The following is a 24,567-nucleotide window of genomic DNA, read 5'->3' on the forward strand; positions in this document are numbered from 1 at the left end:
ACGCGGAGGGTACATGGATCAGGCGCAGATAGAAGTTCAGGTACTGAACTCACTGTCGCAGATTTCTGCGGCAGAGTGGGATGGCTGCGCTTGCCCCGAGGCGGCAGATGGCGGGCGCCCTCTGGATCCGTTCACCACTCATCGGTTTCTGTTGGCGCTTGAAAACAGCGGGTCGGTCGGGTCGGGAACTGGCTGGCACCCGCAATACCTGACCAGCTATCTGGACGGAATGCTGATCGCTGCCGCGCCGATGTATGCCAAGTCGCACAGTCAGGGTGAATACATCTTCGACCATAGCTGGGCGCATGCCTATGAAAATGCGGGCGGGCGGTACTATCCCAAACTGCAAATTGCCGTTCCCTTCACGCCTGCAACCGGGCGGCGGTTTCTGGTGCGACCGGGCTATGAGGCGATTGGCATGTCCGCGCTGGTGCAGGGTGCGGTACAACTGGCGGCCGACAATCAGGTCTCCTCTCTGCACGCAACCTTCTGCACCGAGGATGAGGCGCTGGCGGGCGAACAGATGGGCCTGATGCTGCGTAGCTCGCAGCAATTTCACTGGTTGAACGACGGGTATGCAAATTTCGACGGGTTTCTCGCTGCTCTGTCGTCGCGCAAACGCAAGAATATCCGCAAAGAACGGGCGCAAGCGAACGGGTTTGGTGGTGAGATCATCACTTTGACCGGGTCAGAGCTGCGACCCGAGCATTGGGATGCGTTCTGGCGGTTTTATCAGGACACCGGTGCGCGGAAATGGGGCTCACCCTATCTGACGCGGCACTTCTTTGACATAGCGCAGGACACGATGGCGAATGACATGGCGCTGATTCTTGCCATGCGCGATGGCTATCCGATTGCAGGGGCGCTGAATTTTATCGGGCGCGAAACGCTTTTTGGTCGGTATTGGGGCTGTGTCGAACACCACGCCTGCCTGCATTTTGAACTGTGTTACTACCGGGCCATTGATTTTGCGATTGCCCAGGGCTTGTTGCGGGTCGAGGCAGGGGCGCAGGGTGAGCACAAATTGGCGCGCGGCTATCTGCCGACGCGCACGCACAGCTTGCATTGGATCGGTGATCCGGGTTTTGCTGATGCTGTCAAAAGATATCTGGACGCCGAAGGCCGCGCCGTAGGAGAAGAGATTGAGATTCTGACGGACTACGGACCGTTCAGAAAGTCGAACCCGGAGGAACAGCAATGACCGAGCTTTTGTCGACCGAGACCCGAGGCCCCCTTTTGGATCCGCTGTTTAGCAACGGTTGGACGATGGTCGAGGGCCGCGATGCAATCACAAAAACCTTTAGTTTCGACAATTTTGTTGCCGCCTTTGGTTGGATGACCCAGGTGGCGATCTGGGCTGAGAAATGGAACCATCACCCGGAATGGTTCAACGTCTACCGAACGGTCGAAGTTGTGCTTTCCACCCACGATGTGGGCGGTTTGTCATCTCTGGATGCCAAACTGGCGCGCAAGATGGACAGCCTAGTCTAGCCGCGATCCCCGCGCGATCCCATTCCACCAGCCAATGAGGCGGCAACGCCCATCTGTTCGAACTCGGCCGGTGTCACGGTTCCATCACTGACATTGATGTTGCCCGGAATTCCGGTTGTGCGGTTGCCCACCTGACGCACGCTACGCGCCGCGGGTTTAATATCCAGACACTTTGTATTGTAGCAGGTCAAACCACTGGTATTGATCTGAATGCGTGCTTGGCCATCCGGCCCCGTTATGATTGGGGCTTGGGGCACATCGCATGCGCAAAGGGCGGCAAGCGCCCCAAAGGCGATCCATTTGTTCATACCACGCTCCTGTTCAGAGTTGGCCTAGTCCAGTTGGCCGTTTCCGTCCTGATCCGCAGTGGTGAAATCATTGCCCATCTGCGCGTCGTATTCTGCCCTTGAGATAAAGCTATCGCCGTTCCGGTCAACGTTTTGAAACTGTTTGATGTCCAGAAACGGCTTGGCCTCATCCAATCCCAGCGTGCCGTTCTTGTCCTCGTCCATCGTCTGAAACGCGTAGTCGGAAAAGGCGTTGAATTCGTCCTTGGACAAGAACCCGTCATTGTTGGCATCAATAGCACGCAATTCGTTTTCGTGTAGCTCGGCCACGGTCTCGGCATTGGCCGCAGCGGCAAACGCAACGGGCGCGATCAAAACAAGCGGTTTCAATTTCAGTGCTTTCAACATGCGAACCTCTGCCCTTCGATACCACCCGCAGCAGCGCCTGCTGCCGTCAGAATGGTTTTGCCGGAGCCGCCCCCGAATTGATTGCCAATTGCACCGCCGATCAGGGCGCCGCCCAATGTACCGCCAAGGCAGGCGATTTCGTGCTGGCGCGCGGCTTGTTGTTGCGGGGTCGGGGCCGGGCCGCAGGCTGCCAAAACGCCTGCGCAGACAGAGCAAAGGGTTAAAAATCTGAGTTTCATCAATCAACTCCCGTGTTTATGCGTCAAGTATTCGCGTAACGGGGCGTTGCCGCAAGTTAAATAGGGTTCATCTGGCCCCGACACGGGTCGGGGCCAGATGGGTTCAGATTGTGTCCAACAGCGCCTCGCCAGCCGAGACTTCGCAAACCCCGGGGTTTTCTTCCAGGTTCAGCGCGACCACCTTGCCGTCCTCGACCAGCATCGCATAGCGTTTGGACCGCGCGATCAGGCCTACGGGCGGTGCATCGAAATCCATGCCAAGGGCTTTGGTGAATTCCGATGTGGCATCGCCCAGCATGGTCAGCCCCGCCGCAGCAGCGCCGGTGGATTCGCCCCAGGCATGCATGACAAACGGGTCGTTGACAGAAATGCAGATCACCTCGTCTACACCTTTTGCGTCGAACTGATCCTTGGTCCGGATAAAGCTGGGCACATGGGCGGTGGTGCAGGTGCCGGTATAGGCACCGGGAACGGCGAAGATCACCACTTTCCGGCCTTTGGTTTTGTCGGAAATCCGCACCTCTTCAGGGCCGTCAGCACCCATTTGGGTCAACGTGGCATCGGGCAGCGTGTCACCTGTTGAAATCATTTTTTACCTCCTGTCGTTTGGATTTGCAGAGTCGGGCTTTGCCGCAATATAGGTGGTCGCGTGGATGAGACCACGGTAATTCGACAGGGTGGGAGGAACATGAGCCATATTGTCGTGATCGGTGCCGGACAAGCAGGCGCTTCGCTTGTCGCGCGGCTACGCAAAGACGGGTTTGATGGTGACATCACCCTGATCGGGGCTGAACCGCATCTGCCCTATCAGCGCCCGCCCCTCTCCAAGGCTTATCTGCTGGGTGAAATGGAATTGGAGCGTCTTTTCCTGCGGCCCGAGAGCTTCTACGCCGAAAATAACATCACTTTACGTTTGGGACAGCGCGTCACCGCAATTGATCCGCAGGCAAAGACCGTGACGGTTGGCGATGATGTCATTTCCTACGACGAGTTGGCACTGACCACCGGATCGGACCCGCGTTATCTTCCCGCCGCGATCGGCGGTGACCTGCGGGGCGTTCACGTGGTGCGCGATCTGGCGCATATCGATGAGATGGAGCCTCGTGTCACTGAAGGCGCACGCGCGTTGATCGTGGGTGGCGGCTATATCGGGCTTGAAGCCGCGGCCGTCTGTGCCAAGCGGGGGGTCAAAGTGACCTTGGTCGAAATGGCCGAGCGTATCTTGCAACGTGTCGCTGCGAAGGAAACCAGCGATTACTTCCGTGCGCTGCACAGCGAATACGGTGCGGATATCCGCGAAGGCCTTGGGTTGGATCGGTTGGTCGGTGACAACGGCAGAGTGATCGGAGCCGTTTTGACGGACGGGTCCGAGATTGAGGTGGATTTCGTTGTTGTCGGTGTTGGCATCGCCCCATCGACGCAACTGGCCGAGATGGCGGGGCTGGAACTGGACAACGGGATTAAAACCGACGCGCATGGCCGCACCTCTAACCCGTCGATCTGGGCGGCAGGCGATTGTGCATCCTTCCCGCATGGCGAAGGGCGTATTCGTCTGGAGAGCGTCCCAAACGCTATCGATCAGGCCGAGATCGTCGCTCAGAACATGCTGGGTGCCGCCAAGGACTACACCGCAACGCCGTGGTTCTGGTCGGATCAGTATGACGTCAAGCTGCAGATTGCCGGGCTGAATACGGGGTATGACCGTGTGGTAACCCGCAAGGGTGAAGGCGCGACAGTGTCCTTCTGGTACTACAAGGGCGACCAGCTGATTGCGGTCGACGCCATGAACGACCCTCGCGCCTATATGGTTGGCAAACGCCTGATCGATGCGGGCAAGACGGCTGATCCATCCGTGGTCGCGGACCCGAAAGCGGACCTGAAACCGCTGCTTAAGGCGTGAGGATCATTGCCGGAGACTTTCGGGGCCGCGCCTTGGCCTTGGTTGGCAAAGGCGATGCGGGCGCGCATCTGCGCCCCACCACCGACCGAGTGCGCGAAAGCCTGTTCAATGTTCTGACGCATCAGATTGACTTCGATGGTCAGCGCGTGTTGGACCTGTTTGCAGGCACCGGCGCATTGGGGCTTGAGGCGCTGTCGCGTGGGGCAGCGCATGTCACGTTTGTGGATGACGGTCGAGTTGCACAGGGTTTGATCCGCAAGAATATCGAACTGACACACAGTGCTGATCGTACCGAATTGGTCCGTCGGGACGCGACGCGGCTGGGCGACAACCCGTACGCCCCTTATGATCTGATTTTTCTGGACCCGCCCTATGGCAAGTCGCTGGGCCAAAAGGCGGTGGCTGCCCTGACCGCCGGTGGATGGGTGGCTGATGACGCCTTGTTGGTCTGGGAGGAAAACGCACCCATGGCAGCGCCTGATGGGTTCAGCCGGTCCGACAGCCGGAAGTATGGAGATACTCATATCTCCTTGATATGGCGCAATGTTTCAAACTGAAACCTGCTGCGCGAATTGATGCCGCTTGCCGATTTGCGCATTAACCTGCGCTCGGGTACGGCGATTAAAAAGCAGACGGAGGCTTTATGCACGATCTGGTCATTTTCGATTGCGATGGCGTTCTGGTCGACAGTGAGCCGCTGTCCAATCAGGTTCTGGTAGACAACCTTGCCCGCTATGGACTGGACCTGACTCTGGAAGACAGCGTTGGTTTTTTCTTGGGCGGTACAATGGCTGGCGTGCGCGACAAAGCACGTGCGCTGGGGGCTGATTTGCCCGACGACTGGATCGATGAAGTCTATTCGGAAACCTACGAGCGTCTGCGTCAGGGCGTGGCATTGATGCCGGGTATTCGGGACTTGCTTGATCGGCTCGACCACCACGGTATCCCATTCTGCGTGGCATCAAATGGCAGTCCGGACAAGATGGCGATCACGCTGGGGCAGAACGGGCTTTGGGACCGGTTTCAGGGTGTCATGTTCTCAGCCCACCAGCTTGGGACAGCAAAACCGGACCCAGAGATGTTTCTGTTGGCGGCGAAGCAGTTCAACGCATCCACACCCGTCGTGATTGAAGACAGCCAGAGTGGTGTGACTGCCGCCGTACGCGCGGGTATGCGGTGCCTTGCCTTTGTACCAGAGGGTCATGGTGTCAAACTGGCGGAGATCGGGGCAGAGGTTTTTCACAACATGACCGAGGTGCCGGGTCTTTTGGGAATTTGACACAACCGTGCTAGTGTCGGGTTATGGACCGCGTACTGAACCCACCGATCTGGTCATTTTCGCAGGATGCTGACGTCACCCCTGCGCCCGAGCGTAAGCCGATGCGCGCACCTGTTTTCATTCACGACGCGATAATCCCTTGGCGAGATGAAACGCTGTTGCTCAAGCTGCTACGCGATCAGGCCGTCGATCAGGACGAATAGGTCGGATGGTACTTCCCGCCGGGTGACAGGGTGAAAATCTCCACCCCATCGGCTGTCACACCCACTGAATGCTCAAACTGCGCGGACAAGGATTTGTCGCGGGTTACGGCGGTCCAGTCATCGGCCAGCGTTTTGGTTTCCGGGCGGCCTAGATTGACCATCGGTTCGATGGTGAAGAACATGCCTTCTTCCAGAACCGCACCGGTTCCCGGACGCCCGTAATGCAGGACGTTTGGCGGTGCATGGAACACACGGCCCAACCCGTGGCCGCAAAAATCGCGGACAACGCTCATCCGGTGCGCCTCAACATAAGCCTGAATGGCGTGGCCGATATCACCGAACGTGTTGCCGGGCTTGACCATTTCGATGCCCTTGAACAGCGCGTCATGGGTGACCTGAATCAGACGCTCGGCCTTGCGAGGCAGTTTTCCTGCAACATACATGCGCGAAGTGTCACCGAACCAACCATCGACAACGACGGTCACGTCGATATTAAGGATATCGCCATCTTTCAGCTTCTTATCGCCGGGAATGCCGTGGCAAACCACGTGGTTTACACTGATGCAGCTGGCGTGCTGATAGCCTTTGTAGCCGATGGTTGCTGAGGTCGCGCCTGCATCCTCGACCATCTGCGTAATCAACCCGTCAAGCGCGCCGGTTGTCTGTCCGGGAAACACATGATCGGCAATATCGTCGAGTATCCGCGCAGCCAAGGCCCCTGCCGCATGCATGCCGGCAAAGTCACCCTGTTCATAGATACGGATGCCGTCTTTCGTCATACGGCCGCGATGCTCTTTCATCGACGCTAAGCTCCAAATGTGTCGCGCAGCACTCTATTTACGCTGCTTGTGCAGAAAGTTCCAGAGGGCGCGGGGCTGTGGCTCCTAAATTGGCGGGTGTGTCGCAGTGTTCAAGTATCGCCAGCAAGGGCGTGTTGCCTTAAATTTCTTTCACGAAGTAGTGCATATGCGGGCGCAGCATAGGTTGGTCTTTGTAGGTTGTCGTCTCAATTGCTTCATCGACTTCGACAAAGCCCAGTTTTGGATAAAGGCTGCGCATTTCAACATTGGGTGTAAGCGTATCGGCGACCAATCGTGTCAGACCCATCGCGCGCGCGGCCTTTTCTCGGGCTTCGATCAGTGCTTTTCCGGTGCCTGTTCCTCTTGCGCTCTCAACAACAAAGACTCTCTTGAGTTCACCAGTCTGGTCATCAAGCCGTTTCAGCATACCACATCCGATGATTTCACCCGTGGCATCTCGCGCCACAACGATGCAGCCGTTCGGAGGCAGATAGTCGTTCGAATTGGCCCAGAATTCGGCCATTGCGCTTTCGGGTGCGGCCGGGTCAATGTCGAAACCCATATCCTGCATTCGTTGGACGATGAGGCGATAATACTGCGATAAAATGCTACTGAATGCGTCCTTTTCCGGTAACTCGGTACAGGTTTCAATTGATACTTCTACCATCAGGGGGCTCCTAGCTGGCCACACTGGCTTTTGCCTCGAACAGGTTTCGCCGACATCCTGCGATCATATCTTGGTTTCGGATCCGATGCAGGCATTTGTCTCAACCCAAATCCCCTCGGGCGTTATCCGAGTGCCATAGACCAACCGTTCCACCTCTTGCGCCTGAGCCAACTCAAACGCCGCCGCATATGCTGGATCAATATCTGCGGCCAGCGCGAAGCGTTCGCAATCGGTGCGTTGCACCAGATACAGCATGATCGCCCGGTGCCCTTGCCCAACCATCTCGGCCAGCTCGCCCAGATGTTTGGTGCCGCGTGCGGTGACGCTGTCGGGGAACTCGGCCAGACCGGTTTGGCGGGACAGGGTGACGCTTTTGACCTCGACATAGGCATCGGGCAAGCCAGGCCCGGATAGCAGAAAATCGATGCGGCTGTTTTGGCCGTATTTCAACTCGGCCCGTACGGTATCATAAGCGGCCAGTTCGGGAATCTCACCCGACTGCAACGCCAGACGCAGGGCTTTGTTGGGCACGGATGTATCGACCCCGGTGAAATGTCCGTTCTCATGATCGACCAGCCGCCAGCCGTATTTCAACTTTTTCTTTGGATCGTCGTTGGGCTCTAGCCAGATTTTCTGCCCGGGCTCTGCCAGCCCCATCATCGAACCGGGATTGGCGCAATGGGCGGTGACCTCGCGGCCGTCCTCCAGTGTGCAATCGGCCAGAAAGCGTTTGTAGCGGCGGATCAGGCGGGCGGGGACAAGTGGGGTTTCAAATCGCATAGCCTTGGGCCTATACCTGCCCCAAAGGTCGATCAAGAGGGGAAGCGCCATGGCAAATCCAACCGCCGCAATGCTGGTGATCGGGGACGAGATTCTGTCCGGCCGGACGCGCGATGCGAATATGCACTACCTCGCTGGTGAACTGACCAAACACGGTATCGACCTGAACGAGGTGCGCATTGTCAGCGATGATGCCCCGGCGATTGAGGCTGCGGTCAAGGCGTTGTCCGACAGCTATGACAATGTGTTCACCAGCGGCGGTATCGGCCCGACCCATGATGACATCACTGCCGATTGCATCGCGCGCGCCTTTGGGGCGCATATCGATGTGCGGGATGATGCGCGCGCCCTGTTACAGGCGCATTATGACAAATCGGGGTTGGAACTGAACGAGGCCCGCCTGCGCATGGCCCGCATCCCGGACAGGGCGGTTCTGATTGATAATCCGGTCTCAACCGCGCCGGGATTTACCATTGGAAACGTCCATGTCATGGCCGGGGTGCCGTCGGTGTTTCAGGCCATGGTGGCCAGCGTTTTGCCTAAGCTGACCGGAGGCAGCCCGCTTTTGTCGCAGACCCTGCGCGTGGACCGGGGGGAGGGTGATATCGCGGCGACTTTGGCCTCTTTGGCGGAAAGCTATGATGACCTGTCGATCGGTTGCTACCCGTTCCAGATCAACGGGGTTTTTGGCGCAAATGTCGTGATCCGAGGCACCGAGGGCACGCGCATCGACGCCGCCATGACCCAACTGGCAAAAGAGCTTGAATTGTGAGCGTCAATTGGGCTGAGGTTGTCGATGGCACATGGCCTGCTGCCAGTTATCAGCAGTCAGGTCCGTTTCAACTGCGCCAAGGGCAGGGGGGCGGATCGCGGGTTTCGGCAGCCAGCGCCATCGGCCCGGTCAGTGAAGCGGATATTGATGCGGCAGAACAGGCGATGCTGGCCATGGGGCAAAAGCGTATCTTTTGCCTGCGTCCGGGTGACGAGGCGTTGGATGCCCAGCTTGCAGCGCGCGGCTATCAGGTGCTGGACCCGGTTAACATATACGTCTGTCCTGTCTCACAACTCACAGACCGCGCGATCCCACTGGTCACGGTTTTCCAGATTTGGGAACCCTTAGCGATCATGCGGGAAATTTGGGCAACCGGCGGCATCGGCCCCGAACGGGTGGCGATCATGGAACGTGCCAAAGGCCCCAAAACCAGCCTGCTCTTGCGTCATTCGGATCAACCTTGCGGAGCTGCATTTGTGGCGATGCATGATGACATCGCCATGCTGCATGCGCTTGAAATTCTGCCAGATCACCGACGGCAGGGTATGGGCGAATGGACGATGCGTGCCGCTGCAATCTGGGGGCGCGACAACGATGCGAAAACGCTCAGTGTGATCTGTACCAAAGCAAACCAAGGGGCAAATGGTCTCTACCGCGCGCTTGGGATGGAGATCGTGGGCGAATACCATTACCGTCAGCTTATCTGACGAAGAGAGGCCCCCCGTGAAACAACAAGATATGCCTACCGCGCTGGACCTGCCTATGGTCGATCCGCTGCCGCCTGAGACGCAGAAATACTTTAATATCTGTGTCGAGAAACTGGGCATGGTGCCAAATGTGCTGAAGGCTTACGCGTTCGATATCGATAAGCTGAACGCCTTTACCACCATGTATAATGACCTGATGCTGGCCGATAGCGGGTTGACCAAGCTGGAACGTGAGATGATCGCGGTTGTCGTGTCGTCGATCAACAAATGCTTCTATTGCCTCGTCGCCCATGGTGCAGCGGTGCGACAATTGTCTGGTAATCCGCAATTGGGAGAGATGTTGGCCATGAACTATCGCGTTGCGCCTCTGGATACGCGTCAGCGTGCCATGCTGGATTTTGCGGCCAAAATGACCAAGGCCAGCGCCGAGATTGAAGAACCTGACCGTCAGCATTTGCGCGATGTAGGGTTTAGCGACCGAGACATCTGGGACATCGCCAATGTGGCCGGCTTCTTCAACATGTCCAACCGGGTCGCCAGCGCCACCGCAATGGCACCAAACCCAGAATATCATGCGCAATTTCGATGATCCGAACGCTGATATTTGTCTTTTTGATCCTCGCCGGACCTTTGGCTGCGCAAGAGCTGACCTTGCCGCAGACGGCACAGCAGATCAGTGACCGCAGTTCGGCCTTGGACAGCTATGATCTGCCGACCGGGCCGTTTGCAGATGGGGCTGTGCCATCACGGACCGTTGAAGGGCAGGTTGAGCGATACACATGGCGCCTGCAGGCCGGGTCCAGCACGACCCTGCAGTTGCTAGCCCCGTTGCGGGATCAGATCGAAGCGCAAGGATATGACATCCTTTTCGAATGCGAGGCGCGCGTTTGTGGCGGCTTTGACTTTCGGTTTGGAACCGAGGTCGTCCCCACGCCCGACATGTATGTTGCGATTCAGGATTACCGGTTTCTGGCAGCACAGAAAGGGCAAACCGTGCTAAGCCTGCTGGTCAGCCGAGACACGCCCGACGGCTATGTGCAAATGATCCGCGTCAACCCTGTTGACGCGCCCGCACCCGCGCCAATCGTTGTCGACCAATCCGTCGATGGGGCCCAAGGCCTCTTGGCCGAGCTGCAGCAAAACGGGCACGTCATTCTGGACGACCTGCATTTCCGCACGGGTGAAGTGGCGCTGGGGGACGGTCGGTTTGCCTCGCTTGCCCTACTGGCCGGATTTCTGACAGATAATCCAGGCCTGCGTTTGGCGCTGGTTGGCAACACCGATGACACTGGCGATTTAGATGCCAACATTCGGGTCAGCACACGCCGGGCCGAGGCGGTTCGTAGCCGGTTGATCGAAGCTTATGGCGTCGCGGCTGACCGGATTGAAGCGCAGGGCGTGGGCTATCTTGCCCCGATAACCTCGAACGCGACGCCCGAAGGGCGAGACCTGAACCGCCGGGTCGAGGCCGTTTTGCTTGTCAATTAGGCTCGGTCTAGCCTGGGCAGAGACAAAAAAAGACCCGCACATTTCTGCACGGGCCGTTCCAGTTCACAGGGAGAAACTTACCAATCCATCGGACCCTTCTCGTTGAAGGATTCGACCAGAAAATCAATGAATGCGCGCACTTTCGGCTGGGTAAAGCGGCCGGGAGGATAGACCGCATATACCCCCTGCACCTCATCCGGTAGCGATGGCATGGCATCCAGCACAAGGCCAGATTTCAACGCATCCGCATACAGGTAACTGGGCAGGTGGGCGATGCCCAAGCCCGAAATTGCGGCATTCAAAAGGGACTGCCCGTCATTCACACTTAGCCAGCCGGCGGTGCGGACCTGCCGTTTTTCACCCGAAGGTGCGGTCAGTTTCCACACACTGCCCGAGGATTGGCTGGAGTAGTGCAACAGCTTGTGTTCGTTCAGATCGTCGATCTTTTGCGGGCGCCCGAACTTTTCGATGTAACTGGGCGCCGCAACCATGCGTTTGACGGTTTCTGTTAGCTTGCGGGCGCGAAGGGTGCTGTCTTCCAGTTCTCCAATGCGGACCGCCACGTCAAAGCCTTCGGATATCAGCTCAACATATCGGTTATTCAAAACCATGTTCACGGTGATGTCGGGATAGGCTGACAGAAATTCGGACAGGACAGGCGACAGGTGATTGACGCCAAAATCGGTCGCAACGCTGATGCGCAGCAGGCCCGATGGTGCCGATTGCATCGAAGTGACCAGCGCATCCGCCTCGCCCGCATCATTCAGAACGCGGCGCGCGCGGTCATAATAGGCCAGCCCGATCTCGGTTGGTGAAACCCGGCGCGTCGTGCGGTTCAACAGCCGTGCACCCAGCCGCGCCTCAAGGCTCGACACGTGTTTCGACACTGCCGATTTGGAGATACCCATCTTCTTGGCCGCATCGGTGAAGCCACCTTGGTCCACCACGTTGGCGAAGGCTTCCATTTCGGTCAGTCGATCCATACTCGTTCCCCAGGTCTTGCTCTCGAAGGTGATATTGGTTCCGAATCTGGGCGGAAACGGGGCAGACATGGGATAATATCAGGGTTTTGAATCGGATCGTTTGCAGTTCAGAAACGCGGAAACAGTGGTTTCCGATCCGTCAGCATCGGCGATAAGCACCGAATTCTACATAATTTCGCGTTTGTGCTATGGTTAGAATGGCAATTTTGTGACCTGGGAGGAGTTAATGAAATCGTTTCTATTCACCGCCGCGTTCTGTCTGAGCGCAAGTTTTGTCTGGGCTGGGGGTGAGACCCCTTCGAATCCCGATGCCAAGGTCTATTTTGTGAATCTTGCGGATGGCGACAGCGTTCAATCTCCGGTCACGGTGGTCTTTGGCCTCAGCGGAATGGGTGTCGCGCCTGCAGGAACTGAGGCTGAGAATACAGGCCATCACCACCTGCTGATCAACCGCCCACCGATTGGTGAGGGCGAAGACGGCGCGGATGAGTTGGCCTATGGCCTGCCCGCCGACGACAATCATATGCATTTTGGCGGCGGCCAGACTGAGGTGACATTGGACCTGCCTGCCGGGCAGCATACGCTGCAACTGGTGCTGGGGGATGCGGGCCACGTGCCGCATAATCCACCTGTGGTGTCCGAGGTGATCACGATTACCGTGGAATAAGCGGCGCGTTCGCGGCCACTGTTTACATCCCATCAGAAGTGATGAACTCTGCGCAGACCAGCCGGAGGGTTCCATGTCGCTTGAGTTTCTATTCACGTCTTTGATCGTTGTGCTATTGCCCGGTACGGGTGTGATCTACACGTTGGCGATTGGCCTTGGGCGTGGGTTCCGCGCCAGCGTCGCGGCAGCGGTTGGGTGTACCATTGGTATCCTTCCAGCGGCTTTGGCAAGCATCGTTGGTCTGGCGGCACTGTTACATACAAGCGCTTTGGCCTTTCAGGTGCTCAAATACCTTGGAGTGTTGTACCTGTTCTATATGGCTTGGGGAATTTTCCGCGACGGCGGTGCGATGGAAGTGAATGCCAATAAATCCACCCGAAGCTACCTTAAGATCGCCGTGACCGGCACGTTGATCAACGTGTTGAATCCCAAACTGTCGCTGTTCTTTCTAGCCTTCCTGCCTCAGTTCGTACCAACTGACACAGCCCATGCGGGTCTGGCGCTGGTTCAACTTGCCGCCGTCTTTATGGTAATGACGTTTGTTGTTTTTGTTGTGTATGGCGCATGTGCTGCGTTTGCACGTGACTATATCGTCCACCGCCCATCGGTCATGGCATGGATCAAACGCTGCTTTGCCACAACTTTTGGTGCGCTTGGGGTCAAGCTTGCCCTATCTGACTGACAGCGCCTAAAGCGCTGCCGCCAGTCTTGTCCCCTGATTGATCGCCCGTTTGGCATCCAGTTCGGCCGCCACGTCAGCGCCGCCGATTACATGCGGGGTAATCCCGCGATCAATCAGTGCATCGGCGAGGCTCCGGTCCGAGACCTGACCTGCGCACAGGACAATCGTGTCCGCCGCAATCACCGTGGGGTCGGCGCGCTCTTCGCCAAAGCTGACATGCAGGCCATCTTCGTCGATCCGCTCGTAGTTCACGCCGCCAACAAAATTGACATCCTTCATCTTCAGCGTCGCGCGGTGAATCCAACCAGTGGTCTTGCCCAAACCCTTGCCATGCGCCTGTTTCTTGCGTTGTAGCAGGGTGATCTGACGGGCTGGCGCTTCGGGCTGTGGTCCTTCGGGTGCAAGGCCCGAGCGGTGTTCGGCAGGGTCTGTCACGCCCCATTCCTTCATCCATAGCGGCAGATCGGTGGTCGCACTGTGCCCGTCCTCCAGCAGGAATTCAGAGACGTCAAACCCGATGCCACCCGCGCCGATCACAGCCGCCGATTTTCCGACATCAGCATTGTTGCGCAGCACGTCGATATAGCTGAGCACGTTGTCCCGATCCTGACCGGGGATTTCCGGATCGCGGGGCGTGACGCCGGTGGCGATGACCACCTCATCAAAGCCGGTCAGGTCATCCACGCTGACCTCGCGGTTCAGTTCCACGTTTACGCCCAGATCGTCCATCATGGTGCGGTACCAATCGACAAGGCCCCAGAACTCCTCTTTCCCCGGAACCTGTTTGGCCATGTTGAGTTGCCCGCCGACCTCGGGCGCGCGGTCGAACAGGGTGACGCTGTGGCCGCGCTGGGCTGCGGTCATTGCGGTTGACAAACCCGCCGGACCCGCCCCAACGATTGCGACGGATTTTGGTGCTTCGGCTTCCTCGATCACCAATTCGGTTTCGTGGCAGGCGCGCGGGTTGACCAGGCACGACGTCAGCTTGCCGCTGAATGTGTGATCCAGACAGGCCTGATTGCAGGCAATGCAGGGCGCGATTTGCGCCGACTGCCCCGCGATGGCCTTGTTTACAAAATCCGCATCCGCCAGCATGGGCCGGGCCAGCGACACCATGTCGGCGCAGCCGGTTGCCAGAACCTCTTCGGCCACTTCGGGCGTGTTGATCCGGTTCGAGGTAATAACCGGGATCGATACCTTGCCCATCAGCTTCTTGGTCACCCAAGCAAACGCCGCGCGTGGTACGCTGGTTGCAATGGTTGGTATGCGCGCCTCATGCCAACCGATGCCGGTGTTGATGATCGTGGCCCCGGCCTTTTCAATCTCTTGCGCCAGTTGCACAACCTCGTCATGCGTCGAGCCATCGGGTACCAGATCGATCATCGACAGGCGGTAGATGATGATGAAATCCGTGCCCACAGCCGCGCGCGTGCGGCGCACCACCTCAATCGGCAGGCGCATACGGTTTTCATAAGAACCGCCCCAGCGATCCTCGCGCTTATTGGTGTGCGTTACCAGGAACTGGTTCAGAAAGTACCCCTCGGACCCCATGATCTCGACGCCATCATAGCCAGCCTTTTGCGCCAGAACCGCAGCATTCACGATGTCGTTGATCTGTTTCTCAATGCCATCTTCGTCCAGCTCATGAGGGGGGAAAGGAGAAATCGGGGATTTCACCGGGCTGGGGGCAACGCATTTCGGGCCATAGGCATAGCGCCCTGCGTGCAGGATTTGCATCGCGATTTTGCCGCCTGCTTCATGCACGCGCTGCGTCACCATAGAATGGTTCGCTACTTCCTTGTCATTAGTCATCATCGATGCGCCGGGCAGAACCGAGCCTTCGAGGTTTGGACCGATGCCGCCTGTCACCATCAATGCTACACCGCCGCGCGCCCGGTCTGCGTAGAACTCGGCCACGCGGTTCCAGTCACCGGTTTCTTCCAGCCCGGTATGCATCGAGCCCATCAGCACGCGGTTCTTCAGCCTGGTAAAGCCCAGATCCAGCGGGGCCAGCATGTTTGGGTACGCAGTCATGGCAAAACTCTCCCTCCCGAAGTTGCGAACTAAATTGACCTGCACGTCACCTTTGTCACGCGAAACCTAACGTCACCCCCTTTGCGGGCGCTTGTACCCTTGTTAGAGGTTGGCCGGACAAGTGACGAGGCCACATATGACCCCTGATGAGATTGCCAAACTGCCCTATCGCCCCTGCGTTGGGCTGATGCTGATGAATGCCGACGGCAGGATTTTTGTGGGTATGCGAAACGACGGCCCACAAGACGCATGGCAGATGCCGCAGGGTGGGGTGGACAAGGCTGAAGACCCGCGCGATGCGGCCCTGCGCGAGCTTAGGGAAGAAACCGGGGTGTCTGCTGACCTGGTCGAGATCATCGCCGAAACCGAAGGCTGGCTGCCCTATGATCTGCCGCACGAGATTGTGCCGAAAATCTGGAAAGGCCGTTATCGGGGGCAAGAGCAGAAGTGGTTCCTGCTGCGTTTCATCGGGACCGATGATCAGATCAATATTGCCACGGATCATCCCGAATTCACCCAATGGAAATGGCAAGCCCCCAGCCAACTGGTGAACGAGATCGTGCCATTCAAACGAGATGTCTACGAACAGGTTCTGAGCGCGTTCAAGACGCATCTGTCCTGAACCCACCCTTTGCGTGAGGCCTAACGTTAGGGAAGGTTGGACATTTCCCGGGCTGATGGGTAGCGCGGAGATGGCATTTTCGGGCTTCTCATGACGTATACGACCTTTCCAAGCACCGCTCGGGCACACCGTAGTGCAGACATGGCCGTTCATGCGGTCGGGTTACTGCTGATCCTGTCAGCGGGCAGCGTTCTTGTGATCAATGCCTATGCCCGACTTGAGACGGCTTTGTTTCTTGCGGTTGTGGTCTATGTTCTGTGCGCGTTGGTCTCGAACCTGGCGTCCTGGGCCTATCACTTCGCCCCCTGGCATGATCTTCGCCCGGTGTTGCGCCGGATCGATCATGCAGCAATCTACCCCAGTATCTGCGGAACGTTTACGCCCTTCTTCGTTCAGGCGGGTACGACGTGGACCATGACCTTGCTTTGGCTGTGCTGGGGTCTGACCATTGTGGCGGTCTGGAACAAGATCGCAAATGAAACCATCAAATCCAAATGGTCGACCGCCTCCTATCTTGGGCTTGGGGCCATTGGATTAAGCGCGATGCCCGATATGACGACTGTTCCGGTGGCGACCCTGTGGTGTATCGTGGCCGGGGCTGCCAGCTATGTAATCGGAACGGTTTTCTATGCGCGAAAAACCATGCCGTTTCGTTATGCGATTTGGCATACCTGTGTGAATATCGGCGGGATCTTCATGTTCGTGGGTATTTGGCTCGCGCTGTTTTCGGACATATGAAAAGGCCGGAGCGTGCGCTCCGGCCTTATTAAGGTCGCTAAGCAGAACCGCTTAAAGCAATCCCTCGCTTCTAAGCAGCTCAACCATATTCGCTTCAGGGCGCGGACCGATATGGCTGATCACTTCGCGGGCACAGACATTGCCGATCTTGGCGCAGGTCTCAAAATCCCGACCTGTGGCCATGCCAAACAGGAAACCGGCCGCGAACTGATCGCCTGCGCCGGTTGCATCCACCGGAACCACCTTTTCGACCGCCACATCCACGCGCTGACCCTCGTGCAGCACGGTCACGCCGTCGCCCGACCGGGTGCACACGACCAGCGGGCAAATCTCGGCCGTTTTGGTCAGCGCTTCTTCCAGATCGTCGGTTTCAAACAGAGATTTGATCTCTGCCTCGTTGCCGATCACGAAGTCCAGCTCATTCTCGATCAGCAGCAGGAAATCGACCCGGTGACGCTCGACGCAGAAAGGATCGGAAATGGCGATACCGGCCTTGCCTCCGCCCTTGTGGCAGGCGCGCGCGGCCTCAAGAAACGCAGCTTTGCCCTTTTCCTTGTCGAACAGATACCCCTCAAGGAACATGATCTGGCTGTGTCCGGCAACCTGATCCGAGACGTCCTGAGACGACAGTTCCGAGGAAATACCCAAATAGGTGTTCATCGACCGCTCACCATCGGGTGAGACAAATATCATCGAGCGTGAGGTCGGCAACTCGCCACCCGGCACAGGCGGGTTCACGAAATCCACGCCGTCTTCGTTCATCGCATCGGCATAGAAGCGACCTAGCGCGTCATCATGCACACGGCCAATAAAGGCTGCATCCAGACCCAGCGCACCCGCGCCCGCAATGGTGTTCGCGACCGAGCCGCCCGGCGTCTGCACCCGCCCCTCCATCGAGGCATAGAGCACTTCGCCGCGCTCCTGCTCGATCAGTTGCATGATGCCTTTTTCAATGCCCATCAGTTCCAGGAAACTGTCATCGGCCTGGGAAATGACATCCACAACGGCATTTCCGATGCCGGTCAGTTGGTAGGTTTTCATAGGGTCTTGTCCTCGAATTGACAGAGATCACGGATGATGCAGGTCGGGCATTGCGGCTTGCGCGCTTTGCAGTGATAGCGCCCGTGCAGGATCAGCCAGTGATGTGCATGGAGTTGAAAGTCGGCTGGAACATTGTCCTCGATGGCGCGTTCGACAGCGTCTACGTCTTTGCCGGGGCAAATACCAGTGCGGTTGCCAACACGAAAGATATGCGTGTCCACCGCTTGCGCCGGTTGCCGCCACCACATGTTAAGCACCACATTGGCCGTCTTGCGCCCGACACCGGGCAGCGATTGCAGCGCGGCGCGGGAGTTGGGGACCTCGCCATCATAGTCCTCAACCAGTATGCGGCTGAGCTTGATGACGTTCTTCGCCTTCTGGCGGAACAGGCCGATGGTTTTGATATGCTCGATCAGGCCCTCTTCGCCCAGATCCAACATCTTTTGCGGAGTATCTGCGATCTTGAACAGCTCACGCGTGGCTTTGTTGACGCCCGCATCAGTCGCCTGCGCCGACAGCGCTACGGCGACGACCAGAGTATAGACGTTCACATGCTCCAGCTCGCCCTTGGGTTCCGGGTCGGCCTCCTGAAAGCGCGTAAAGATCTCGCGGATCGTGTGGTAATCGAGTTGCTTTGCCATCCGAGCCTTAATGCCGCCCAAGGGCCAATGACACAAGCCCAAAGCCAATGCGCAAGTTCCGGGTCGCTTGGACGTGTCTCGCGCGCTATGGTTTAGGCCACAGAATGAGGTGAGAACCATGAACATCCAGACCCCGGAAAGCGGCTATCACTACAACGTCATGCGACGCGCAATCGAGCTGATCGATCAGGGCGGCGAGGGCCTCAGCCTTGAGGAACTGGCGCAACAGATGGATATGAGCCCTGCCCATTTCCAGCGCCTGTTCTCGCGCTGGACCGGGGTGTCGCCGAAGCGGTACCAGCAATATCTGACACTGGGCCACGCCAAGGCGTTGCTGCGGGAACGGTTCACCACGTTGGAGACCGCCCATAACGTCGGCCTGTCTGGCAGCGGTCGCCTGCACGACCTGTTCCTGAAATGGGAATCCATGAGCCCCGGCGAATACGCCCGCAAAGGCGCGGATCTGACGATCTATTGGGGCTGGTTCGAAAGTCCCTTTGGCCCTGCGCTGGTCATGGGCACCGACAAGGGCATCTGCGGCATGGCCTTCGGGGCCGAGACTGGCGAGGAAGAGGCGATGGAGGATATGCTGTCGCGCTGGCCACAGGCTGCGTTCGTCGAGGATCCAATGCACCTGCGGCCCTGGGTTCTGAGCGCCTTTGGGTCGGTCAGCGACCGTTTGCAGCCGACGCCATTGTACCTGATCGGCTCACCCCTGCAGATCAAAGTGTGGGAGGCGCTGATGCACATCCCTTCGGGTCAAGTCACCACCTATTCTGAAATTGCGCAGCGGGTTGGCTCGCCACAGGCCGTTCGTGCAGTCGGAACGGCGGTCGGGCGCAACCCGGTAAGTTGGCTGATCCCCTGCCACCGGGCGCTACGCAAATCAGGCGGCCTTGGTGGGTATCACTGGGGCTTGCCCGTCAAGCGGGCGATGCTGGCCTATGAAGCCGCGCAAGCTGACGCCTGATTGACAAGTGATCCAAACATCGCCAAAAGGCGCGACAGGTTCGGGTCTCCTGCCGTTCGCGGCCCTTGGCTTTGGTGAAACCCGTTTGAATGAACATCTGTTGCCCTTTTCTGGCGCGTGGATGGAAATGCGAACCCCGTTCTGATTTCGCGCCCGTTACAGAAAACGAGGCACATGATGACACGATCTGACTCAATCGCTCCGGTGACGGAGCTAAAATCACAAGCGAAACGCCTGCGGGAGGCTTTGAAAACCACTGGGGTTTTCGTATCGCACAGTGCGGCGCTGGAGCTTCTGGCCCGGCAGCACGGTGTACGGGATTGGAACACGCTGACGGCAATCGCGGGAAACCGGATGCATCTGCGCGTGGGTGACCGGGTCAAGGGCCGGTACCTGGGTCAGCCCTTCACCGCCGAAATTCGCGGTCTGACTGTTCTGGGCGATGGCGCGCAGCGTCGGTTGACCCTGCAATTCGATGCGCCCGTGGATGTGGTGCGGTTCGACAGTTTTTCGGCGATCCGGCAGCGCGTTACAGGTGTGATCGGTTGGGATGGCCGATCCACCCGGTGCACCTCGGACGGCGAGCCTCAGCTTGTTGTTCAACCGGCATAAAAAGGGGCGAGGCACTGGATGCGCCTCGCCCTTTCATGACTAATTACGCGTTGAGTTACTCAGCAACCCAGCCGCCGACGGCTTTGACTTCCAGGAAGTCTTCCAACCCCCAGACGCCGCCCTCGCGCCCGTTTCCGGATTGCTTCATGCCGCCGAACGGCGACCCAGCGCTGCGCGATTTACCGTTCATCTCAACCATGCCTGACCGCAATACCCTTGCCATGCGGTTGGCGCGCCCGCCGTCTTGTGTCTGGACATAGTTGGTCAGACCATAGGGTGTGTCATTTGCTATCTCGACTGCTTCTTCTTCGGTGTCGAAGGGGATCATGGTCAGAACCGGGCCAAAGATTTCCTCGCGCGCGATGGTCATCTGGTTGTTGGCGTCGGCAAAGACCGTGGGGCGGACATAGTAGCCCTTGTTCAGCCCGTCGGGCCGCCCGGTGCCACCGGCGACAAGGCGCGCGCCTTCGTCGATACCTTTCTGGATCAGATCTTGAATCTTGGTCCACTGAAGTTCGTTCACCACAGGCCCGATATGACGGCCTTCCTCCGCCGCGCTAGCGACAGATACGGAATTGGCCACCTCAGCAGCAGTTTCAACGGCTTGATCGTAGATCGGGCGCTGCACCAGCATTCGGCTGGGGGCGTTGCAGCTTTGGCCCGTGTTGTTCATCATATGCAGCACGCCGCGCTTTATAGCTTTCTCATCCGCATCGGCAAAAACCAGGTTCGCGCCTTTGCCGCCCAATTCCAGATGGACCTTCTTCAGGGTATCTGCCGCATTTTTGGAGATGGCCGTCCCGGCACGGGTCGAGCCGGTGAAGCTGACCATATCCACATCGGGGTGTGCTGAAAGTTGCGAGCCAACCCCGACCCCGTCACCGTTCACAAGGTTGAACACGCCGGGTGGGAAACCTGCCTCATCCATCATTTCGGCAAAGATCATCGCGTTCAGCGGGCTTTGTTCTGAGGGTTTCAGCACCATGGTGCATCCCGCAATTGCAGCTGCCCCCACCTTGAGCGTGATCTGGTTCATCGGCCAGTTCCAGGGGGTGATCAGGGCCGCGACGCCTACTGCTTCGTAAATGATGCGGTCATTTGGCGCGTGATCACCCAGGGGCCGTTCAAACGAAAAGGCTTTGGCGGCTTTGATGAAGTTTTGCAGATGCCATGTTCCGGCACCGGCCTGCTGTGTGCGGGCCATATCGATGGGCGCGCCCATCTCAAGCGACATGGCTTGGGCCAGATCTTCGCTGCGCGTCTGGTAAATCTCGATCAGTTTTTCGACCAGCGCGATCCGCTGTTCGACTGGAGTGGCCATCCAGCCGGGCAGCGCGGATTTGGCTGCTGCCACCGCTGCGTTAGTATCCGCCTCGGACCCCAGTGAAATCACTGCACAGGGGTCTTCGGTCGATGGGTTGATCACCTCAAAATCATGGGCTTGGGACGGGGCAACCCATTCACCGTTGATATAGAAATTACGCTTTTCGATCATGGCGAATCCTCCGGGATCGTGATGTCCTAAACTGGGGTTGCGCACACACTGTCACCGACCCCGGCGCGCGACAAGAGGAGAATTTGATCAAATTTCCTACGGGTACTTACTCAGAAAAAAGCAAAGCTGGATTTGCGGAAGGTTTAACTCTGGCGCAAAGTGGTTAGGTTCACAGCATTCGACTCGGTCAGTAACCAAAGAAGGAGATGCCCCATGGGTTTGCGCATCAACGACACGGTCCCGAATTTTACCGCAGAAACAGATCAGGGCACCATTCAATTTCACGATTGGATTGGTGACAGCTGGGCGATCCTGTTTTCGCACCCAAAGGACTTTACCCCGGTTTGCACGACCGAGTTCTCGGCCGTGGCTCAGCTGAACGACGAATGGGCTGCACGCAACACCAAGGTGATTGGTGTCTCGGTCGATGGGGTCGAAGACCACATCAAGTGGAAGAAGGATATCGAGGAATACGGCAAGGCCAATCCCGGCTTTCCGATTATTGCCGACGATGGTCTGGCTGTTTCCAAAGCCTTTGACATGCTGCCTGCCGAAGCCTACCTGCCCGATGGCCGCACGCCGGCCGATAGTGCCACAGTACGGTCTGTTTTTATCATCGGGCCCGACAAGCAGCTAAAACTGTCAATGACCTACCCGATGACTGTGGGCCGGAACTTTGCCGAGATCCTGCGGGCGCTGGACGGGTTGCAGATGTCGGCCAAAGGTGTGGCGACGCCTGCCAACTGGATTCCGGGCGAAGATGTGATTATCCCGCCGAGCGTTTCAAACGAAGATGCCAAGGCGAAATTTGGTGAGTTTGAAACGATCTTTCCCTATCTGCGTAAGACCAAGGCCCCGTCGTAAGGCGGGACCGGGTCAGGGGGGCTGTCTGCCCCCCGTCGCGCCTAGTGGCGCGACTCCCCCCGAGGATATTTGTGGCCAGATGAAGCAAGTGGCTTCGGGCCCTCTGGGGTGCACGCAGCCGCAGAACTTTAGCGGATCAGAAACTGTAGCGCAGCCCGAAGTTCACACTGAACGTATCCAGATCATCTTCGACCGTGCCAGTCAGCGCGCCGTTGGGGGCCAAGCGGGCCGACGACACATCGAAAGCGCGTGAATAACGGGCATCAACCGTGAAGGCGGTGGACGCGTTGATTTCATAGGCCACACCCGCGATCAATTGAGCAGCGAAGTTGGTATCGCTGTCATTAAGAGCGACGCCCGGGCCGTAGGCAAAGTCGATGTCAGAATAGGTAGCGCCCAGACCAAAGCCAGCAAACGGGGTAACCTTACCGGACTGTTTGAAATCAAACAGAACATTGGCAAACAAAGAGGTTTGCGCGATATCGCCCGAAATATTGCCTTCTGGCGCTGGCCCGTTGCCCGAGAAGTTTACGCCATCGACATCATTGTCGCGATAGGACAGTTCCAGTTCCAGGCGAGTGCCGATCCGGTCATTTGACCATTGCGGAATTTCTTTACCGATCGCGATACCAATACCATATCCTGCATCGAAATCGGTATCGACAGATTGTGTTGCGCCTCCGATCGTGCCCGAGAAGTCGCTGTCCTGAAGCTGACTATAGCCCAGAAACCCCTGTATATATGCACCATCAGTCAGGCTTTGAGCTGAGGCATGCGTTGCGGCAAGGGCCAGGGTTGCCGATGCTAGAATACCGCGAATGACCATGATCGTTGTCCTTTGTTCCGATTGGTTTCTCGCAGCAATATGAGCGGGCAAGATCAGAAGAAAAGGCAGCGGGCCTTCACGTTGGATCACTCTAAATTGGGAGCTGGTGAGGGAATAAATTCCTGTTCCAAGTTGTTCCTGCATCCCTCGATTGGAGGTGTGTCGATTCCGCGGTGCAGGGCAATTGGTGTCGTATGCGTTACGCCGCTTTCTCTTGGGCGTGGTGCTGCATCTCCAACTGTGGCGCGGTGAGAACGGATTGCAGCGCTCGCGCCTCGTAGTTTTTCAGCACAGGCAGCACTGTTGACCCGTAGCCTACTGCCCCTTTCGAAAGATCCGGAAACAGTTCGAACAGTTCTCGGCTGGTTGCAGGAGCCATTGCATTGACGGTTGTATCGCCGGGAAAAAAGGATTCAGACCACAGTCCTTCTACATTCACCAGCTCATGCCGGTCGAACAGGATGTGGATGTATTCAACACCGTTCTCGGGTGTTTCCTGCGTTATAGTGTTCTGGTTGATCAGCGCTTTCGCTGTGGCCAGCATGAGCGGTTCGCAATGTGTCAGCTCCATTACGGGGGACGTGACGGCGATCCGGTGTTGTGGAGAGACCAGCAAATCGCGGCGCGGGCAACCGTGGCCAAAATTGTCTGCCTTGATCCGAACCGGGCATAAATGGGGGTTGGCCTGCAAATCGAGGCGGCTTAGGCGACGTCGGCCGATCCAGCGGATGACGCGGGTTTGACCTTGGGCAACGCAGGCCGGATCGCCGGGTTGCAACGTCTCGACCTTGCGGAGGCCATTGGGTGTCAGGATCAGAGACCCCGACGTGAAACACACGAAGGAGGGCAGGGATTGATACGCCGCCGACTGAGCGGTTCCAGCAAAGCCGGTATCCGAGATTGTGTCACCCAGCGCAGCCTGCCCCGAGGTGACGATGATGTATCGCGGGTTGCTGAACTGGATCAGGGTAAAGCGCACCGGCGCCCCATTAACTGTGCCCGTATAGCTTTCGAACGTGCTGAAGTTCTGGGACGAGCCCGAAAACCCGGGCAGGGATGTCAAATCAAGCTGTGCGCTGTCTGGGTCAGGGTCTTGGAGGAAGGCATCATTGTCGATGATCTCAACCGAATACGCCTGCGTGATGTCGACGCTACGATTGCTGAACGGGTCCGCACTGATTTCGAATACGGTAACTGAGGCCACGATCGAAAGGCATCCCTGGAAACGACAAAACAAACCTTAAGGTTGAGCAAATACACGCGATAAGAGTTAACAATTGATTTACCAATCCGCGGTGCGGTTGTTTCGTAGGTGGGACTGTGAGGGGAATCCGCATCGTCCAGTGTTGCGTTCGACGCAGAGCGGACAAA

At 57.7% G+C, this 24,567-nt stretch carries 31 protein-coding genes; 17 read left to right on the forward strand and 14 right to left on the reverse strand.

Features of this window, described 5'->3' with window-relative positions:
- Positions 1 to 13: 13 nt before the first annotated feature.
- Positions 14 to 1,201, forward strand: a complete 1,188-nt coding sequence (locus tag ACR0JE_RS07250; RefSeq protein ID WP_480863672.1) for a GNAT family N-acetyltransferase — start codon at positions 14 to 16, stop codon at positions 1,199 to 1,201.
- Positions 1,198 to 1,491, forward strand: coding sequence for a 4a-hydroxytetrahydrobiopterin dehydratase (locus ACR0JE_RS07255; protein WP_480826285.1), 294 nt, complete (start codon positions 1,198 to 1,200; stop codon positions 1,489 to 1,491). Before ACR0JE_RS07250 ends, ACR0JE_RS07255 begins: the two co-directional genes overlap by 4 nt.
- On the opposite strand, the gene ACR0JE_RS07260 is transcribed toward ACR0JE_RS07255, so the two are convergent.
- From ACR0JE_RS07260 to ACR0JE_RS07275, 4 genes are all read right to left on the reverse strand, one after another.
- Positions 1,488 to 1,799: a hypothetical protein gene (locus tag ACR0JE_RS07260; RefSeq protein ID WP_480863673.1), complete on the reverse strand. Its 312-nt coding sequence runs from the start codon at positions 1,797 to 1,799 to the stop codon at positions 1,488 to 1,490. The two genes, ACR0JE_RS07255 and ACR0JE_RS07260, sit on opposite strands and share 4 nt — an antisense overlap.
- A 24-nt stretch (positions 1,800 to 1,823) precedes the next feature.
- Entirely contained in the window at positions 1,824 to 2,186 is a 363-nt protein-coding gene (locus tag ACR0JE_RS07265; RefSeq protein ID WP_480863674.1) for an EF-hand domain-containing protein, read from the reverse strand.
- Positions 2,180 to 2,425, reverse strand: a complete 246-nt coding sequence (locus ACR0JE_RS07270; protein WP_480863675.1) for a glycine zipper 2TM domain-containing protein — start codon at positions 2,423 to 2,425, stop codon at positions 2,180 to 2,182. Before ACR0JE_RS07270 ends, ACR0JE_RS07265 begins: the two co-directional genes overlap by 7 nt.
- A gap of 103 nt (positions 2,426 to 2,528) precedes the next feature.
- Entirely contained in the window at positions 2,529 to 3,014 is a 486-nt protein-coding gene (locus ACR0JE_RS07275) for a redoxin family protein (protein ID WP_480863676.1), read from the reverse strand.
- 99 nt (positions 3,015 to 3,113) lie between these two features.
- Between ACR0JE_RS07275 and ACR0JE_RS07280 the strand changes: the two genes are divergently transcribed.
- From ACR0JE_RS07280 to ACR0JE_RS07295, 4 genes are all read left to right on the forward strand, one after another.
- Complete coding sequence (locus ACR0JE_RS07280; protein ID WP_480863677.1) at positions 3,114 to 4,325, forward strand: NAD(P)/FAD-dependent oxidoreductase; 1,212 nt, start codon at positions 3,114 to 3,116, stop codon at positions 4,323 to 4,325.
- Entirely contained in the window at positions 4,322 to 4,882 is a 561-nt protein-coding gene (gene rsmD / locus ACR0JE_RS07285) for a 16S rRNA (guanine(966)-N(2))-methyltransferase RsmD (RefSeq protein WP_480863678.1), read from the forward strand. Before ACR0JE_RS07280 ends, rsmD begins: the two co-directional genes overlap by 4 nt.
- A gap of 86 nt (positions 4,883 to 4,968) precedes the next feature.
- Entirely contained in the window at positions 4,969 to 5,604 is a 636-nt protein-coding gene (locus ACR0JE_RS07290) for an HAD family hydrolase (protein ID WP_480863679.1), read from the forward strand.
- A 23-nt stretch (positions 5,605 to 5,627) separates the two neighbouring features.
- Positions 5,628 to 5,807: a hypothetical protein gene (locus tag ACR0JE_RS07295; protein ID WP_480543382.1), complete on the forward strand. Its 180-nt coding sequence runs from the start codon at positions 5,628 to 5,630 to the stop codon at positions 5,805 to 5,807.
- Here ACR0JE_RS07295 and map read toward each other — a convergent pair.
- From map to sfsA, 3 genes are all read right to left on the reverse strand, one after another.
- Positions 5,795 to 6,607, reverse strand: a complete 813-nt coding sequence (gene map / locus ACR0JE_RS07300; RefSeq protein WP_480543380.1) for a type I methionyl aminopeptidase — start codon at positions 6,605 to 6,607, stop codon at positions 5,795 to 5,797. The genes ACR0JE_RS07295 and map overlap by 13 nt on opposite strands.
- Positions 6,608 to 6,746: 139 nt before the next feature.
- Positions 6,747 to 7,274 carry a GNAT family N-acetyltransferase gene (locus tag ACR0JE_RS07305; protein ID WP_480863680.1) on the reverse strand — a complete coding sequence of 176 codons (528 nt, stop codon included), beginning with the start codon at positions 7,272 to 7,274 and terminating at the stop codon, positions 6,747 to 6,749.
- A gap of 63 nt (positions 7,275 to 7,337) precedes the next feature.
- Positions 7,338 to 8,054 carry a DNA/RNA nuclease SfsA gene (gene sfsA / locus ACR0JE_RS07310; RefSeq protein ID WP_480863681.1) on the reverse strand — a complete coding sequence of 239 codons (717 nt, stop codon included), beginning with the start codon at positions 8,052 to 8,054 and terminating at the stop codon, positions 7,338 to 7,340.
- Between the two features lie 49 nt (positions 8,055 to 8,103).
- Between sfsA and ACR0JE_RS07315 the strand changes: the two genes are divergently transcribed.
- From ACR0JE_RS07315 to ACR0JE_RS07330, 4 genes are read left to right on the forward strand one after another with little or no spacing between them, the layout of a single operon-like run.
- Positions 8,104 to 8,826 carry a competence/damage-inducible protein A gene (locus tag ACR0JE_RS07315; protein ID WP_480863682.1) on the forward strand — a complete coding sequence of 241 codons (723 nt, stop codon included), beginning with the start codon at positions 8,104 to 8,106 and terminating at the stop codon, positions 8,824 to 8,826.
- On the forward strand, positions 8,823 to 9,533 hold the full coding sequence (locus tag ACR0JE_RS07320) for a GNAT family N-acetyltransferase (protein WP_480863683.1): 711 nt from the start codon (positions 8,823 to 8,825) through the stop codon (positions 9,531 to 9,533). The genes ACR0JE_RS07315 and ACR0JE_RS07320 overlap by 4 nt, the downstream gene beginning before the upstream one ends.
- 31 nt (positions 9,534 to 9,564) lie before the next feature.
- Positions 9,565 to 10,122 (forward strand): peroxidase-related enzyme, encoded by a 558-nt coding sequence (locus ACR0JE_RS07325; RefSeq protein WP_480863740.1) that lies wholly within the window; start codon positions 9,565 to 9,567, stop codon positions 10,120 to 10,122.
- On the forward strand, positions 10,119 to 11,021 hold the full coding sequence (locus ACR0JE_RS07330) for an OmpA family protein (protein WP_480863684.1): 903 nt from the start codon (positions 10,119 to 10,121) through the stop codon (positions 11,019 to 11,021). Before ACR0JE_RS07325 ends, ACR0JE_RS07330 begins: the two co-directional genes overlap by 4 nt.
- 77 nt (positions 11,022 to 11,098) lie before the next feature.
- Here the strand turns inward: ACR0JE_RS07330 and ACR0JE_RS07335 are convergent, their stop codons facing one another.
- Complete coding sequence (locus tag ACR0JE_RS07335; RefSeq protein WP_170533810.1) at positions 11,099 to 12,004, reverse strand: LysR family transcriptional regulator; 906 nt, start codon at positions 12,002 to 12,004, stop codon at positions 11,099 to 11,101.
- A gap of 226 nt (positions 12,005 to 12,230) precedes the next feature.
- Here ACR0JE_RS07335 and ACR0JE_RS07340 point away from each other — a divergent pair, with 226 nt between their 5' ends.
- Together ACR0JE_RS07340 and ACR0JE_RS07345 are read left to right on the forward strand one after the other, a co-directional pair.
- Positions 12,231 to 12,671, forward strand: a complete 441-nt coding sequence (locus tag ACR0JE_RS07340) for a DUF4399 domain-containing protein (protein WP_480543368.1) — start codon at positions 12,231 to 12,233, stop codon at positions 12,669 to 12,671.
- 73 nt (positions 12,672 to 12,744) lie between these two features.
- Positions 12,745 to 13,353, forward strand: coding sequence for a LysE family translocator (locus ACR0JE_RS07345; protein ID WP_480543366.1), 609 nt, complete (start codon positions 12,745 to 12,747; stop codon positions 13,351 to 13,353).
- Between the two features lie 6 nt (positions 13,354 to 13,359).
- On the opposite strand, the gene ACR0JE_RS07350 is transcribed toward ACR0JE_RS07345, so the two are convergent.
- Complete coding sequence (locus ACR0JE_RS07350; RefSeq protein ID WP_480863685.1) at positions 13,360 to 15,387, reverse strand: 2,4-dienoyl-CoA reductase FMN-binding domain-containing protein; 2,028 nt, start codon at positions 15,385 to 15,387, stop codon at positions 13,360 to 13,362.
- Positions 15,388 to 15,523: 136 nt separating this feature from the next.
- On the opposite strand from ACR0JE_RS07350, the gene ACR0JE_RS07355 reads away from it, so the two are divergent.
- Positions 15,524 to 16,009, forward strand: coding sequence for an RNA pyrophosphohydrolase (locus tag ACR0JE_RS07355; protein ID WP_480863686.1), 486 nt, complete (start codon positions 15,524 to 15,526; stop codon positions 16,007 to 16,009).
- A 90-nt stretch (positions 16,010 to 16,099) separates the two neighbouring features.
- On the forward strand, positions 16,100 to 16,747 hold the full coding sequence (gene trhA / locus ACR0JE_RS07360; RefSeq protein WP_480863687.1) for a PAQR family membrane homeostasis protein TrhA: 648 nt from the start codon (positions 16,100 to 16,102) through the stop codon (positions 16,745 to 16,747).
- 51 nt (positions 16,748 to 16,798) lie between these two features.
- Here trhA and ACR0JE_RS07365 read toward each other — a convergent pair whose 3' ends face one another.
- Both ACR0JE_RS07365 and nth read right to left on the reverse strand, forming a co-directional pair.
- Positions 16,799 to 17,788: an adenosine kinase gene (locus tag ACR0JE_RS07365; protein WP_480863688.1), complete on the reverse strand. Its 990-nt coding sequence runs from the start codon at positions 17,786 to 17,788 to the stop codon at positions 16,799 to 16,801.
- Complete coding sequence (gene nth, locus ACR0JE_RS07370) at positions 17,785 to 18,429, reverse strand: endonuclease III (RefSeq protein ID WP_480863689.1); 645 nt, start codon at positions 18,427 to 18,429, stop codon at positions 17,785 to 17,787. Before nth ends, ACR0JE_RS07365 begins: the two co-directional genes overlap by 4 nt.
- A gap of 118 nt (positions 18,430 to 18,547) precedes the next feature.
- On the opposite strand from nth, the gene ACR0JE_RS07375 reads away from it, so the two are divergent.
- Both ACR0JE_RS07375 and ACR0JE_RS07380 read left to right on the forward strand, forming a co-directional pair.
- Positions 18,548 to 19,399: a methylated-DNA--[protein]-cysteine S-methyltransferase gene (locus ACR0JE_RS07375; protein WP_480551083.1), complete on the forward strand. Its 852-nt coding sequence runs from the start codon at positions 18,548 to 18,550 to the stop codon at positions 19,397 to 19,399.
- 177 nt (positions 19,400 to 19,576) lie between these two features.
- The gene (locus ACR0JE_RS07380; RefSeq protein WP_480863690.1) at positions 19,577 to 20,011 is read left to right on the forward strand and encodes a glyoxalase superfamily protein; all 435 of its coding nucleotides are present in this window, start codon (positions 19,577 to 19,579) and stop codon (positions 20,009 to 20,011) included.
- 55 nt (positions 20,012 to 20,066) lie between these two features.
- On the opposite strand, the gene ACR0JE_RS07385 is transcribed toward ACR0JE_RS07380, so the two are convergent.
- A complete protein-coding gene (locus ACR0JE_RS07385) occupies positions 20,067 to 21,506 on the reverse strand; it encodes an aldehyde dehydrogenase family protein (RefSeq protein WP_480863691.1) in 1,440 nt (479 codons plus the stop codon).
- A gap of 213 nt (positions 21,507 to 21,719) precedes the next feature.
- On the opposite strand from ACR0JE_RS07385, the gene ACR0JE_RS07390 reads away from it, so the two are divergent.
- Positions 21,720 to 22,370 (forward strand): peroxiredoxin, encoded by a 651-nt coding sequence (locus ACR0JE_RS07390; RefSeq protein WP_480863692.1) that lies wholly within the window; start codon positions 21,720 to 21,722, stop codon positions 22,368 to 22,370.
- A 136-nt stretch (positions 22,371 to 22,506) separates the two neighbouring features.
- On the opposite strand, the gene ACR0JE_RS07395 is transcribed toward ACR0JE_RS07390, so the two are convergent.
- Both ACR0JE_RS07395 and ACR0JE_RS07400 read right to left on the reverse strand, forming a co-directional pair.
- Positions 22,507 to 23,196, reverse strand: a complete 690-nt coding sequence (locus ACR0JE_RS07395; RefSeq protein ID WP_480863693.1) for an outer membrane protein — start codon at positions 23,194 to 23,196, stop codon at positions 22,507 to 22,509.
- Positions 23,197 to 23,395: 199 nt separating this feature from the next.
- Complete coding sequence (locus tag ACR0JE_RS07400) at positions 23,396 to 24,400, reverse strand: Hint domain-containing protein (RefSeq protein WP_480863694.1); 1,005 nt, start codon at positions 24,398 to 24,400, stop codon at positions 23,396 to 23,398.
- Positions 24,401 to 24,567 lie beyond the last annotated feature (167 nt).

It is taken from the genome of Ruegeria sp. H3, from assembly GCF_056533095.1.